This is a genomic window from Paenibacillus sp. sgz302115 (genome assembly GCF_056120445.1).
In genome coordinates this window covers 167,693-181,672 of the sequence record NZ_JBVYOK010000013.1, presented here as the reverse complement: position 1 = coordinate 181,672, position 13,980 = coordinate 167,693, and the positions used below count along the sequence as shown (strand labels likewise).

The 13,980-nt window shown below is 53.9% G+C and carries 13 protein-coding genes and 1 pseudogene; 11 read left to right on the top strand and 3 right to left on the bottom strand.

The features are described from left to right. Nucleotides 1-48: 48 nt before the first annotated feature. From AC0LWN_RS22330 to AC0LWN_RS22310, 5 genes and pseudogenes are all read left to right on the top strand, one after another. Nucleotides 49-1,221: an extracellular solute-binding protein gene (locus AC0LWN_RS22330; RefSeq protein ID WP_474669197.1), complete on the top strand. Its 1,173-nt coding sequence runs from the start codon at nucleotides 49-51 to the stop codon at nucleotides 1,219-1,221. After that, a pseudogene (locus tag AC0LWN_RS22325) lies at nucleotides 1,218-2,026 on the top strand (ABC transporter permease). Before AC0LWN_RS22330 ends, AC0LWN_RS22325 begins: the two are co-directional and overlap by 4 nt. Beyond that, entirely contained in the window at nucleotides 2,023-2,496 is a 474-nt protein-coding gene (locus AC0LWN_RS22320; RefSeq protein WP_474669195.1) for a hypothetical protein, read from the top strand. Before AC0LWN_RS22325 ends, AC0LWN_RS22320 begins: the two are co-directional and overlap by 4 nt. Next, nucleotides 2,493-3,485: a CehA/McbA family metallohydrolase gene (locus AC0LWN_RS22315; protein ID WP_474669193.1), complete on the top strand. Its 993-nt coding sequence runs from the start codon at nucleotides 2,493-2,495 to the stop codon at nucleotides 3,483-3,485. Before AC0LWN_RS22320 ends, AC0LWN_RS22315 begins: the two co-directional genes overlap by 4 nt. A gap of 42 nt (nucleotides 3,486-3,527) precedes the next feature. Further along, nucleotides 3,528-4,310 (top strand): glycerophosphodiester phosphodiesterase, encoded by a 783-nt coding sequence (locus tag AC0LWN_RS22310; RefSeq protein WP_474669191.1) that lies wholly within the window; start codon nucleotides 3,528-3,530, stop codon nucleotides 4,308-4,310. A gap of 152 nt (nucleotides 4,311-4,462) precedes the next feature. Here AC0LWN_RS22310 and AC0LWN_RS22305 read toward each other — a convergent pair whose 3' ends face one another. Then, the gene (locus tag AC0LWN_RS22305) at nucleotides 4,463-4,891 is read right to left on the bottom strand and encodes a VOC family protein (protein ID WP_474669189.1); all 429 of its coding nucleotides are present in this window, start codon (nucleotides 4,889-4,891) and stop codon (nucleotides 4,463-4,465) included. A 115-nt stretch (nucleotides 4,892-5,006) separates the two neighbouring features. Between AC0LWN_RS22305 and AC0LWN_RS22300 the strand changes: the two genes are divergently transcribed. Together AC0LWN_RS22300 and AC0LWN_RS22295 are read left to right on the top strand one after the other, a co-directional pair. Continuing rightward, nucleotides 5,007-6,014 carry a helix-turn-helix transcriptional regulator gene (locus AC0LWN_RS22300; RefSeq protein ID WP_474669187.1) on the top strand — a complete coding sequence of 336 codons (1,008 nt, stop codon included), beginning with the start codon at nucleotides 5,007-5,009 and terminating at the stop codon, nucleotides 6,012-6,014. A gap of 106 nt (nucleotides 6,015-6,120) precedes the next feature. Then, nucleotides 6,121-6,858 carry a glycosyltransferase family 2 protein gene (locus AC0LWN_RS22295; RefSeq protein WP_474669185.1) on the top strand — a complete coding sequence of 246 codons (738 nt, stop codon included), beginning with the start codon at nucleotides 6,121-6,123 and terminating at the stop codon, nucleotides 6,856-6,858. Between the two features lie 2 nt (nucleotides 6,859-6,860). On the opposite strand, the gene pdxR is transcribed toward AC0LWN_RS22295, so the two are convergent. Beyond that, complete coding sequence (gene pdxR / locus AC0LWN_RS22290) at nucleotides 6,861-8,288, bottom strand: MocR-like pyridoxine biosynthesis transcription factor PdxR (protein WP_474669183.1); 1,428 nt, start codon at nucleotides 8,286-8,288, stop codon at nucleotides 6,861-6,863. A gap of 103 nt (nucleotides 8,289-8,391) precedes the next feature. Between pdxR and AC0LWN_RS22285 the strand changes: the two genes are divergently transcribed. Together AC0LWN_RS22285 and AC0LWN_RS22280 are read left to right on the top strand one after the other, a co-directional pair. Then, a complete protein-coding gene (locus AC0LWN_RS22285; protein ID WP_474669181.1) occupies nucleotides 8,392-8,946 on the top strand; it encodes a GNAT family N-acetyltransferase in 555 nt (184 codons plus the stop codon). A gap of 174 nt (nucleotides 8,947-9,120) precedes the next feature. Next, nucleotides 9,121-9,588, top strand: a complete 468-nt coding sequence (locus AC0LWN_RS22280; RefSeq protein WP_474669254.1) for an Hsp20/alpha crystallin family protein — start codon at nucleotides 9,121-9,123, stop codon at nucleotides 9,586-9,588. On the opposite strand, the gene AC0LWN_RS22275 is transcribed toward AC0LWN_RS22280, so the two are convergent. Then, nucleotides 9,582-9,782 (bottom strand): hypothetical protein, encoded by a 201-nt coding sequence (locus AC0LWN_RS22275; RefSeq protein ID WP_474669179.1) that lies wholly within the window; start codon nucleotides 9,780-9,782, stop codon nucleotides 9,582-9,584. The two genes, AC0LWN_RS22280 and AC0LWN_RS22275, sit on opposite strands and share 7 nt — an antisense overlap. Nucleotides 9,783-9,890: 108 nt before the next feature. Between AC0LWN_RS22275 and AC0LWN_RS22270 the strand changes: the two genes are divergently transcribed. Further along, a complete protein-coding gene (locus AC0LWN_RS22270) occupies nucleotides 9,891-10,886 on the top strand; it encodes a DnaJ C-terminal domain-containing protein (RefSeq protein WP_474669177.1) in 996 nt (331 codons plus the stop codon). 34 nt (nucleotides 10,887-10,920) lie between these two features. After that, nucleotides 10,921-13,566: an ATP-dependent chaperone ClpB gene (gene clpB, locus AC0LWN_RS22265; RefSeq protein WP_474669174.1), complete on the top strand. Its 2,646-nt coding sequence runs from the start codon at nucleotides 10,921-10,923 to the stop codon at nucleotides 13,564-13,566. Nucleotides 13,567-13,980 lie beyond the last annotated feature (414 nt).

Below are 13,980 nucleotides of genomic sequence, written 5' to 3'. Positions count from 1 at the left end.
TTTTCCAAGACTTTTATAAATTCATAAATCCTGAGGAGGCATTTGTGTATGTTGAACAAGAAAAAAGCTCTATCCCTGACGGCAAGTCTGGTTATGGCAGGTTCTTTACTGGCTGGCTGCGCGTCTGACAAGAAGGCCGAGTCCGCTACGGCCGGAGGCGCGAATTCCACTTCAGCTCCAGAGGCCCAGGCGACAGAGTTCACTTTCTATTACACAGGTTCGCAAAATGTGGATGATTTATGGAAAACGCTGATTCCGATGTTTGAAGAGAAAAACCCGGATATTAAGGTTAACCCCGTCTACGTGGCTTCCGGTACGGCAGCACAGCCTACCTACGATAAAATCATGGCTGCCAAACAGGCCAGCAAAGGCTCGGGTGGCGTGGATCTCTATGAAAGCTCAATTGATGACGTCACTAAAGGCAAAAAAGATGATCTTTGGGATACACTCAGCACCGGCCAGATTGCTAACTTGAAAAACGTAGACCAGCAAACGATGAACGATGTATCCAATTTGGCCGTTCCTTATCGTTCGTCCGCAGTAGTGCTCGCTTATAACAGCGATAAGGTCAAGACGCCTCCACAGACACTGGACGAGCTCTACGACTGGATTCGTGCCAATCCGGAGAAATTTGCTTACAACGATCCTTCGACCGGTGGTTCCGGCAGCTCGTTTGTTATTACATCAATCTACAAATTCCTGCCGGAAGAGGCCATCCACAACTCTGATCCAAGCATTGAGAGCCAGTGGACACAAGGTTTTGACCTGCTGAAGGATCTGGGCAAATATGTATACGGTAAAGGTATTTATCCGAAGAAAAACCAGGGAACACTCGACCTGCTCGCCAGCGGTGAAGTAGACATGATTCCGGCCTGGTCGGATATGGTGCTGGATCAGATCGCCAAAGGACAACTGCCTGCTACCACCAAAATGCAGCAAGTAACCCCAGGCTTTAATGGCGGCCCTACTTATCTGATGGTGCCTAAGCTTTCTGACAAGAAAGACGCGGTATACAAATTCCTCGATTTCGTACTGTCGCCTGAAGCGCAGACGGAGGTCGTTAACAAAATGCAGGGCTTCCCTGGCATTCAATTGACCAATATGCCGCAAGACATTCAGGATTCCTTCAAAGGCGTATCCGAAGGCTACCGGACATTCAGCCTCGGGGATCTGGGTAAAGATATCAATCAAAGATGGCAAAGTGAAGTTGCTGCCCAATGAGCAGACAAGTAAAAAGGGGGCTGCTGGGGATTTCCCTGGTTCTCCCTTCCTTTTTGATTCTGGTGTTTATCGTCGTTCTGCCCATTATCAGCTCCTTGAAGGAAAGCCTCACAAATAAAACGGGCGGTTATGATCTTTCCAACTATAAATACCTGTTCACGGATAAGCTGATGCGTTCCAACATTATCTTCACCCTTGAGATCACCGTGATCTCTTCCCTGCTTGTCCTGGCTATCAGTTATGTCCTCGCGGTCTACATGCGGTTTAACGACGGCTTTGCCGTGCGGTGGATCCGCCGGATGTACATGATTCCGATCTTCATCCCTACCGTTATCGCAACTTACGGCCTGATTCAGCTGCTCGGCAACCATGGATGGGCGTCGCGGATTTTGTTCCATCTGGGGGAGGAGAGCTTTCCACGGATTATTTATGACATGAAGGGCATCATCATCGCAAATTTATGGTTCAACATCCCGTTTACGACGATGCTGCTGGGTTCCGCTTTATCATCTGTGCCGGACGGCTTAGAATTTTCTGCAGATTGATTCTTCCATTGACGTATAAGACGCTGCTCGTAGCTGTTACCTTCGTGTTCATGGGGGTGATCGGTTCCTTTACAGCGCCTTATCTGGTGGGTCCCAATGCTCCGCAAATGCTCGGTGTCTCCATGGAACAGGTCTTCGGTGTTTTCCAGGACCGTCAGCTTGCTGCAGCTTTAGCCTTTTTTACCTTCCTGTTGTGTTCGTTTATCGGTTACTTCTATGTCCTGTCCATGATCAAAGAGGAAGGGATGCGGAAGTCATGAAGACGGTATTCGTGGATGCACTGTGCAAAGTAACACCCGCATGCTCGAAATCGCATATTTCCTACCGTTTCTTCCTGACTTCGGCGGGAGGACGGCTAGGGATCAATTTTTCTTACAGCCCCAAGCATCTGGAGGATTCAGAGAAGGCCAAAGCTTTGATCGAGCACAGTATTGATCTCTACTTTGAGGAGGAAGCCGTAGAACAGGCCAAAGCGCGCTATACATCGTATTTGCCGCTGAACAATTTGCTTACGGTATCGGTTGACGGTCCGGATGGGCACCGCGGTGCGGCGCACCGGCACGATCCTGAGCAGTTTCTGTATTTATCCAAAGATGAAGCTTCTCCCGGCCTGGTCTGCGGGGAGATCGGGAAGGGAATGTGGGAGGTTACTTTAAGCCTGCATGCCATCGTAACCGATTACTGTGAATATTCGCTGCAAATCTGGCAGGAAGAGGAGGCGGTGCAATGACCTGGATGGCCTGTGAGCTTCATACGCATACATTTCACAGTGACGGCAGGCAGTCTTTGGCCGAGCTGGCCTGGGGAGCCAAGTCGCTTGGCTTTGACTGTATTGCCCTGACCGATCACAATACGATGGCAGGCCTTACGAACAAAGAGCAGGTTGAACGTGAGACCGGGCTGCTGATTATCTCAGGGATGGAATGGACCACCTTCTTCGGCCATATGGTGACCATCGGGATTAAGGATTACCAGGATTGGCGCAAGGTGGGACCGGGAGATATCCATGCCGGACTGGCCCGGGTTCATGAGCAGGGCGGACTTGCCGGCATGGCTCATCCTTTTCGGCCCGGCAGCCCGATGTGTACGGGATGTTATTGGGAGTTTGAAATCGGCGATTGGAATGAGATTGATTATATCGAGGTCTGGTCTACGACCTTTGCGCCGGTGAAGAAGAACAACATCCGTGCGTACCAGTTATGGACGGACAAATTGAATGAGGGCTTCCGGCTGGCCGCCACTTCGGGCCGCGACTGGCATACCCAGGAGCCGGCGGGTGAACCGTTGTCCGTGACCTACCTGCGGATTGAAGAGGGGGAAGCGCCGTTTACTGAACGGGCGATAGAGGCTTTGGCCTCCGGCCGGGTCTCCGTCACCTTGGGACCGAGGCTGGATATTGAAGTGAACGTTAGCGGAAAGGTGCATCAAATCGGGGATGTGGCCAGCAAATCAAACGAAACCGAGCAATTGGCGTTGGTTCAGGTTCAGGCGGATTTCACCGTCCGCCATGAGCATTGGCATTTGCCGGAGCAAATGTATACGATCAGTCTGAAGAGCAATTTAGGAGTACTATCCGAGTTCACCGCATTGCCGGATAATCTTCCGCCTCATGCTGAAATCTCCGTCCAAGGCCTGCTGTGGATACGCGCCGAACTGTGGGGCGTTGTTCAGGGGGTTCGGACGCTAATTGCGTTTACGAATGCCATTTATTTTGAATAATACCATATGGATTTTATACAAGAAGAAGGCGGGGGTGCGGAAATGAAGGCAAATGGAAAGGTACGATTCCCTCTTATTACAGCTCATACCGGCTGCATGGAGACGCTGGACAATACCCTGGAATCCGTGCGGAGGGGCATTGAGCTTGGAGCGGATATCATTGAGGACGATATCCGGGTGACGAAGGACGGAATCGCCATCCTGACGCATGATGACGTCTGGACCACCGTAGAAGGGCGTAGCATCTGTATCTCGGAGTCGGACTTCGCAGAGCTGCAGAATGTGGAGGTTGTCGCCGATTATGCCGGCAAGAGAGGCAGCATGACCTTCAGCACGCTGGAAGAGATGCTGCGGTTGCTCAAGCCGTCTGGAGCAATCGCCAACCTCGATCTGAAGGTGGACGAAGCTGTGGAAGCTGCCGCAGAACTGGTACGTAGACTAGACATGCTGGAACAGGTCTTTCTGTCAGGCTGCGAAAGTGAGCGTGCCCTGCTCGCGCAGCGCAGACAGCCGCAGCTCAGGAAGCTGCTTAATGCGGACACTCAGCTCTTCAGAACTTCACCATACGAGTTAGCCGCTGAGATGACCTTTCGGGAGGCGCTGGAGGCTTCCTGTTTTGGGGTCAACATTTATCATGAATTTGTGACCCCATGGTTTATGGAGCGCGCCCATACTCATGGACTTCCCGTTTATGTCTGGACCGTGAATGAGACGCGGCTAATGGAGCATTATGCCGATCTTGGCGTTTCTTCCATTACGGCACGCAATGTGCAAGATTTGGTGAGTCTGAAGCAGGAAAGAACCAAAGATGCATCATTATCTTGATGACAAGCTCTTAATGAAGCGGCGAAGGGAAACAAGATCACGGGCAAGCCGTGGACTTGTTTCCCTTCGCTATTTGGCGGCAATGCCTCCGGTTCTGCCTGTTGGGGCTGGACAGAGGAGTCTTCATCAAGCCCCCCGCCTCGCTTTGGGGGTTATTCCCCGCCCCGCTTTGTAAACACCTGAAATGCCACTCCGAACTTGTCGGTGACCATGCCGTAAGCGGGACTGAAGTAGGTAGGGCCGAGTTCTATGTCCACTTGCCCGCCTTCTTGCAAAGAGTGGTACAACCGCTCTGCCTCTCCGGCATTGTCTACCGTAATGCAGATGTTGATGCCATTGCCCGGGCGTAGCACCTGTCCCTCCTCCAGATCGGCTACAAAAAAGTCCGTCTCTCCCACGCGCAGCACGGAATGGGCAATGAGTGCCTTCTCTTGCTCGGACATCGGCGAATGGGGATTCTGCGGCCCTTCTCCGACAGTTTGCTTGAAGAGCAGCTTTGCCCCCAGCACCTCCTGATAAAATTCAATCGCCTTCTGTGCAGTTCCGCCCAGCAGTATAAAAGGGTTCAGCTGTAATGTCATATTCAAATCTCTCCCTATTGCCTAAATTTGCCCGGTGCAACTGGGCTATGAGTTCATTGTAGGGTATGATAGTGACAAGTATTGTCACAAATAAAAAATTAAATGGAGTTATGCCATGTCTAAATCAAAACGGCTGCTGGACCTGATGATGACCGTCAACCGCAAACGCAAGTTTACGGTCAAAGAACTGGCGGAGGAGTTCGGCGTGTCTTCACGGACCATCCTTAGAGATCTGCAGGAGCTTGGGGAGCTGGGCGTTCCGCTGTATTCCGAAGTAGGGCCGCACGGCGGCTACCAGGTGTTGAACGAGAGAATCCTCCCGCCGATTGCATTTACCGAGGAGGAGGCGGTGGCGATTTTTTTTGCCAGCCATGCCCTGCGTTATTACAGCTATCTGCCGTTCAAGGAAGAATCCGTATCGGCTTTGCGCAAATTCTATCATTACATGCCTGGAGATGTCCGTGACCGTATTGACGGGATAAAGAACCGGATTGATTTCGTGACCCCGGCCAGACAGGCGGAGTTCCCGTATCTCGCTATTCTGCTGGAAGCAGCTACAGCCCAGAAAGTGCTACTGATTGATTATGAGTCCAAAGGCAAACGCATGGAGAGAGCTATACAGCCAATCGGCATTTATGCCAGCAGCGGGCTATGGTATTGTCCGGCCTATTGTTTTCTGCGCGGCGGCATCCGCGTGTTCCGCTGTGACCGGATGCGTGCGGCGGGGTACGACACCTCCGGGCTTGCGCCGCTGGATCTGCGGCATGTGCATCTGGGAAATATAGATGAGTACAATCCTGTGCGGCAGGGGGGAGAATTGGAGCGGGGAGCGGATAACAGACAGGGGCGGGAGACAGCCAAGAATCGGGAGCAGGTCCGCGTGCATATTGAACTGACGAATGAGGGTGTTCAGGCTTGCGAGGCCGAGCTGTGGTCATCGTCCTTACTCCATATCCGTGAAGACGGGACCGGCTGGCTGGAAGGGGACATTCCCGGCACCGACCTGCAGTTCTTCGCCCGGTTCGTAATCGGCCTCTGCAATGAGGCTGCGGTACAAGAGCCGCCGGAGCTGGCCCAGGCGGTTAAGGAGCTGCTTACTGAAATGCTTACGAAGTATAAGTAGAGTTGTGCGTATTCTTCATTTTGTGGATATGCCGTTACACTTGCTATCTTGTCACATATTTTATAGCGAGATAGTGTTGATTTTCACGGATAAGGGGAGCGATATAATGGAAGCTAGCTCAAGAAATAGTATAAAAAAGCAGGGGGTTTCCATTATTACCTGCACAAACCGCCAGAGTTTTTTAAAGAACCTGTTCAATAATTACAAAAGGCAGAACCATCCAAAGAAAGAACTGATCATTATTGTCAACAACAATAAGATCCCCCTTGCACCCTATCAGAGCTTAGCTAAAAAGCTGCGAAACGTGCATGTTTTCCGTGTTCCGGGCCGTTCCTCTCTCGGTGCATGCCTCAACTACGCCGTCAAGAAAGCGAAATACAGCTACATTGCCAAGTTCGATGATGATGATTATTACGCTCCCTATTATTTGACAGAAACCCTGAAGACCTTCCAAAGAACAAATGCCGATGTTATTGGAAAGCGGGCCCATTATATGTATTTACGCGGCTCAAAGACTCTCATACTTCGTTTTCCACAGGATGAAAATCGACCTGTAAATACACTTCCAGGCGCAACGCTTGTCATTAAAAAGGGCGTGTTTAACAAAGTTCAGTTTCCGGATCAGAACGTTGGTGAAGATGATCTTTTTTGCAAAAGAAGTGTTCGGAAGGGATATAAGGTGTATTCTGCAGGTAAATATAATTTTGTCGCCATACGCAGGAAAAACTCATCAAATCATACGTGGATCATCAGCGATAAAGAGCTAATCTCGCATCATAAAAAAATTCCGTCTGTTAAGAATTATAAGAGCTTTGTACAAAGAAAACCAAAGGGTATTCAGTAAAATCACCTCTCCGGTGTCTGGCCCAGCCACACTTCCGCCAGCCGCCGGATTCCCTCCTCAATGCTTGCCTCGGAAATGCCGCCGAAGCCCAGAATAAATTCCGGCTCATCATTATCCGGCCGGTTCCACCAGGTATAGGACATTGGTGTAACGCGGATGCCTGCGGTCCCTGCAATTTCCGCCAGCCAGCGCGCACTGCCGCCGCTTCTTAGCGTGAGCAGAAGATGAAATCCGGCGCCCTGGCCGGAAACGATAGCCTTTTCCCCGAAATAATGCTGGATGGAGTGCAGGAGAAGATCATGTTTCCTCTGATAGAGCAGGCGCATCCTCCGCACATGCTTGGCAAAATACCCCCTCTCAATAAAATAATGCAGCGCAATCTGATTGAGCCGGGAGGCGGAATGCTCCAGGAACAGCTCGCTTTTCAGGCGGTGATAGTCCGGCAGAAGCTGCTGCGGCAGCACCATATAATGAATGCAGAGCGCCGGAGCTACTGACTGGGCAACGCTGCACATGTAGATCACCGGACTGTTATCCAGCAGCCCCTGCAGCGCAGGAATCGGACGGCCATGATAGCGGAACTCGCCGTCATAATCATCTTCAATAATATAGCCGCCGCTTGCCTGCGCCCACTCCAGCAGCGCCAGCCGTTTCGCAATCGGCATCACCATGCCCCGGGGGAACTGGTGGGAGGGCGAGATGTATACGGCGTTTGCTCCGCTGGCGTATAGCTGCCGTACATCAAGCCCGTCTTCCTGCAGCCGGATGGGCAGCATTTTGAAGCCATGCCGCCTGAAAGCTGCCGGAAGCAGGTGGTAGCCGGGATCTTCAATAGCGAGCCGACCCGTCTTCTCCCGAAGAAGTAGCGCTACAAGAGAGCATAGCGTGTATTGGTCGCCGCCGATTACAATCTGCTCCGGTGTGCAGCGCAGTCCCCGGAATTGCCGCAAATGGGCGGCAAGGCTTACGCGCAGGGCAGGCTCACCTTGCGGGTCGCCATACTGCAGCAGCTCAGGGTTTGTTAGCTGCTCCTGGTAGAGGCTGCGCCATATTTTGTGCGGGAAAACGGAGAAGTCATTCCGCGAAATATGGAAATCATAAGCATACGTCCGGGGATCGCGGGCGGTAATGGGCTGGGGCGGCAGAGGGGAGCGCTCCAGACCCTCCGCTATTTCGCTGAGCAGGTGCACCTTCTGTACCCTGTATCCGCTGCGCGGCTTGCTGGTGATGAAGCCTTCGGACAAGAGCTGCTGGTAGGCAAGCTCTACAGGAGTGGTGCTGATATGGATTTGGGCAGCCAGATCACGAATCGAAGGCAGGCGGGAGCCTGCCGGAAGCGTGCCGCTGATGATCTCTTTTTTTAAATAATCATATAACTGTACATAGTAGGGAATTCCATTATTTTCACTGAGCGTTGGTACAAGCAGCATAGGATCACTCCAATCTGTCCCTTGAAAAAAGGCGATTCTGTCTATTTAAGAGTATACAGTTCTGCAATACCATAGAGCTACATAAATGACAGGAGATGAGAGTATGAGCAAGCATTCGGGACTTCTATCAGGGCAAAGGGTGTACCTGCGCCCGCTTAACGCGGAAGACACCGAGCTGTACTACCACATGTTCTATGGCACGGAGACCCGCAGACTCACAGGGACGCAGAAGCATATGACCAAGGAGCAGATCACGGCATATATTGAGCGCAAGCCCGGGGATGACAGCTCGGTGCTGCTGCTGATCGCCCTTAAGGAGAATGATGAGATCATCGGCGACATCGCCATTCAGGATATGGACCGTAATAACCGTACAGCCAACCTGCGGATTGCCATCGGTGAGGATCGGCATCAGGGACAAGGCTACGGCCGGGAGGCGCTGCTGCTGATGCTGGACTACGGCTTCGGGATTTTGAATCTGCACCGTATTGAATTGGAGGTCTATACATATAATAACCGTGCCGCGCACGTATATGAGTCGATTGGCTTTGTCCGGGAGGGCGTGCGGCGCCAGGTGCTTTTCTACAACCATGAGTACCATGATGTGGTAATGATGAGCATGCTGGAGACGGAGTATCGGGAGCGATATATTCATTAAAGGTCAAATAAGGTCAAAACGTTAATAATCCCAAAATTTGTGCTGTAAAATAAGCTGAAACGCCGGATTTTTCCGGTTTTTCGGCTTATACGGGTTTTGTTAAGTACCTGCGAGGGGATTATAATAAAGCCATAGGTCAAATAAAGTCAAAGTCAAATGAGAGGAGAATGTATGATGTTTGATTTGGTTCCCTTTGGAAAACGCAGAGATGATGCTTTTGGTGTGCTGGCCAAGTCCCTGAACGATGTGTTTAATGATGATTTTTTTGCACCGATAAAAAGCTCCACGCTGTCCTTCCGGACGGATATCCGCGAGAGCGAGCAGGCGTATCTGATTGAGGCTGAGCTGCCCGGCTTCAAAAAAGAAGAAATCGACATTGATTACGCCAGCCCTTACTTGACGATCAAGGCGGTCCGGAGCGAAGAAAATAACGAGGAAAACAAAGACCATCAGGTGGTGCGCAGAGAACGCCGGTATGGAGAATATGTGCGCCGGTTCTATGTGCAGGACATCACCGAGGATGAAATTCGCGCTTCGCTGAAGGACGGTCTGCTGACCCTTTCGGTACCGAAACGGCAAAAATCGCTCGGTAAACGCATTGAAATCCAGGATAACGGCTCTACCGGAGAACAGCTTCAATAAGCGGGCAAGTTGACGGTTAAGTGCAGCGCGGCGGGCATCCGGGGGAAGCGGAGAGCCAGGCGGCTGCGGTATGGAGGATGGAGACGTCCAAGTCCGGCGGGGCGGCTGGAAATTAAGATGACCCGGGTATAGTAACCAGCACCGTTTACCCAATAAGGCTTCTGCAGTATCAGCGGCTTCGCCGGGCTTTTCATATAGCACCATCATTCAGGCGCATTGTAGTGGGAGATTCCGGCTATGGTGCGTCTTTTCACGGAGAGCGGATTACCCGCCGCCGCATTTTACGAAAGGAGGAGGCACATTTGGCAGCTAATTTTTACGAAGCACTGGGCGTGGGGGAGAAGGCCACCAAGCAGGAGATAAAAAAGGCCTATCAGAAGCTCGCGAAGAAATGGCATCCCGATGTCAACAAGGCGCCGGAGGCGGAAACGAGGTTCAAGGAAGCGGCGGAAGCCTATGAGGTCTTGGGCAATGAGGAGAAAAGAAAAGCCTACGATGAGGAGCTCCGCTACGGCTTCAGCGGCCCAAGAGGGGGCGGGGCAGGACGCGGCGGAGCTTCGTCTTCGGCGTATGGAGATTCGCCTTTCGGTGCGGGCTGGAGCGGAAGCTACTCCTCCTCCGGCGGGATTTCCGGGGACGATTTGTTTGGAATGTTCTTCGGCAGCCGGGGTGCGGCGGACCGGGCGGGGTTTGATTTTTTCGGCAGCGGCGGAGCAGGCGGACCCTTCGGTGAAGCGCGCAGCACGATGCAGGCGCAGCTTGAGGTTACGCTGGAGCAGGCTTACAAAGGCGGGAGCATCCGGGTGCAGGTAGGAGGCAAGGATGTGAATGTCAGTATCCCGGCGCGTGCCGCCGAAGGAACGGTTATCCGCATTCCCGGCAGCGGCGGAAATGGAACGGCCCCAGGCGGCGACCTGCTGATCTCGCTGCATCTGCTGCCGCATGATATTTACGAGCCGGAGGGCGGAGACCTGTATGGCACGGTGGAGATTGCGCCGTGGCAGGCCGTGCTCGGCGGCGAAGCCAAGGTGCCGCTGCCGGACGGCAGCAGCGTGAAGCTGAAGATCCCGGCCGGGATGTCCAGCGGCAAAACGCTGCGCCTCTCCGGCAAGGGTCTGAAGCGCCCGAATGGCGCGAACGGTGACATATTGTTCGCGGTGGAGATTGTGATTCCCGCCGAATTGACGGAGGCGGAGAAGAAGCTGTACCGCCAGCTATCCGAAGCTGGCAGCTTCCAGGCCGGGGCCAAACGGCAGGCCCCGGGCGGAGCCGCGCGGCGCAAAGCCGCGATGGGCTGAGGTCCGGTACAACGATAGAAAGGTGATGAAGAAGATGGACTTCAACAAATTAACACAGAAGCTGCAGGAGGCGGTTGCCGCAGCGCAGTCGCTGGCAGCGGCAGGCGGGCATCAGGAGATTGACACGCTGCATCTGCTGAAGGCGCTGCTTCAGCAGCATGAGGGTCTGCTGCCGCGCCTGCTGCAGAAGATGAACATTCCCGCAGCCGAGCTGCTGCAGGGTACGGAGGAGCTGCTGCAGCGGAAGCCTAGCGTCAGCGGATCGGGCGCAGGCACAATGCGGCGGTATGCGTCGCAGCCCTTGATCGCTGTGCTGGAGCAGGCCGAGCGGGAAGCGGCGCTGATGCAGGATGAATTCGTGGCGGTGGAACACGCCGTACTGGCGATGGTGTCCGATTCCGGCAGCGGGAACCGTGAGCTGCGCGGGTTGTTCGTGAGCCGCGGAGTGACGCGCGATAAGCTGCTGGCGGTGCTTGCGGACATCCGCGGTCATCAGCGGGTGACAAGCCGGGAGCCGGAAGCAACCTATGAGGTGCTGGAGAAATACGGCCGTGATCTGGTAGCCGAGGTGCGGGCGGGCAAGATTGACCCCGTTATCGGGCGTGATGGTGAGATTCGCCGGGTTATTCGCATCCTTTCCCGCAAAACGAAGAACAACCCGGTGCTGATCGGGGAGCCGGGCGTAGGGAAAACGGCGATTGTCGAGGGGCTGGCCCACCGGATTGTCCGCAAGGATGTGCCGGAGGGGCTGAAGGACAAGACGATCTTTTCGCTGGATATGAGCGCGCTGATCGCCGGGGCCAAGTACCGGGGGGAATTCGAGGAACGGCTGCAGGCGGTGCTGAAGGAAATCCGCGAGAGCGACGGACGGATCATCCTCTTCATTGACGAGCTGCATACGATTGTCGGCGCAGGCAAAACCGAAGGTGCGATGGACGCCGGGAACATGCTGAAGCCGATGCTGGCGCGCGGCGAGCTGCATTGTATCGGGGCGACAACCCTGGATGAATACCGCAAGTATATCGAGAAGGACCCGGCTCTGGAACGGCGTTTCCAGCAGGTGCTGGTCAGTGAGCCGGATGTTGAAGATACGATTTCTATTCTGCGCGGGCTGAAGGAGCGCTTCGAGGTCCACCACGGGGTCAAAATCCACGATAGCGCATTGGTCGCAGCCGGGGTATTGTCGAACCGCTATATTACGGACCGTTTCTTGCCGGATAAGGCCATTGATCTGGTGGATGAAGCATGTGCGATGATCCGCACGGAGATTGACTCCATGCCGGGCGAGATGGATGCGGTGACACGCCGCCTGATGCAGATGGAGATTGAAGAAGCCGCGCTCAAAAAAGAAACCGACGACGCCAGCAAGCGCCGCCTGGAAACTCTGCAGCGTGAGCTTGCCGATCTTAAGGAGAAGCATCTCGGGATGACGGCGCGCTGGGAGAAGGAGAAGTCGGCCATTCAAGGCCTGCGCGAGCTGAAAAAGAAGCTGGAGCAGGCCCGCAAGGACCTGGTGGACGCGCAGGAAGACTACGATCTCAACAAGTCTGCAGAGCTCAGCTACGGGATTATTCCCGACCTGGAGCGGCAGCTTAAGGCCGCAGAGGAAGCGGCGGCACAGGATCAGGAGAGCCGTCTGCTGCGTGAAGCCGTGACCGAAGAGGAGATCGCCGACATCGTCTCCCGCTGGACCGGCGTTCCGGTGAGCAGACTTGTAGAAGGCGAGCGGGATAAGCTGCTGCGTCTGGAGGATACGCTGCATGAACGGGTAGTCGGACAGGAGGAGGCAGTCCGGCTGGTCGCGGATGCGGTGCTCCGGGCGAGAGCAGGCATCAAGGACCCGAACCGGCCGATTGGCTCGTTCCTGTTCCTCGGGCCGACCGGGGTCGGCAAGACGGAGCTGGCGAAGGCGCTGGCCGTATCGCTGTTCGACCGTGAAGACGGCATGATCCGTATTGACATGTCGGAATATATGGAGAAGCACAGTGTGTCCCGCCTCGTCGGTGCGCCTCCCGGGTATGTCGGCTATGAGGAAGGCGGCCAGCTCACGGAAGCGGTGCGCCGCCAGCCGTACACCGTGGTCTTGCTGGATGAGGTGGAGAAAGCCCATCCCGACGTGTTCAACATCCTGCTGCAATTGCTGGATGACGGGCGGCTGACCGATTCACAGGGCCGGATGGTAGACTTCAAGAATACAATCATCATCATGACCTCGAACATTGGCTCGCCGCATCTGATTCAAGGCACCGACGACAACGGGGAGCTGACGAATGCGGTCAAGGACAGAGTCATGAAAGAGCTGAGCGGACATTTTCGGCCGGAGTTCCTGAACCGCGTGGATGACATTGTGATGTTCAAGCCTTTGGCTTTGGATGAAATCGAACAGATCGTTCTCAAGCTGGCAGATGGCCTGCGTCTGCGTCTGGCTGAACGGGGTGTGGGCCTTGATCTTAGCGAATCGGCAGTACGGTTCATCGCCAGAGAAGGCTTCGATCCGGTGTATGGCGCAAGACCGCTGAAACGGTTCATCCAGCGCAGCCTGGAGACCCGTGTGGCCCGTGCGCTGATCGCCGGTGAAGCAGAAGAGGGCTCGGTGATGGAGGTGCACGAAGCCGAAGGCGGGCTGAGCGTTACGATCACCAAGCCGAAGCCTGTGGAGGAGCCGCTGAGCTCGGTGTGAGGAAATGAGCTGGCTGTATTCAGGCCAAGTCAGAGGAACGGATGACCAGGTAGCTGCACTTAGTACAATTAAACAGGCTGGAAATTCTCTTAGCCGAGGTTTAATTGTATTTCGTGCAGCTATTTTTTTGAATATGCAGCCAATCCGCCTCCCGGCCGAATTTTAATTGCAGCAAATACAACTAAGTCTCTCAGAAGCTCAATTAGAGCTGAAATAATTGTACAGAGTACAGTTAGCCAGCAAAACCAGACGGGGTTTTACCCAGGGCCGATGCTGACACCGAACGATCGCGGACAGTAAGGTTCCTGATTCATCCTTTTGCCACAAGGAAATATATGTTTTGGTGTCTGCAGCGAAGCTGTTATACAATACCGCATAGACGGACTTAGGGAATTATATACTGCGGCTTGAGGA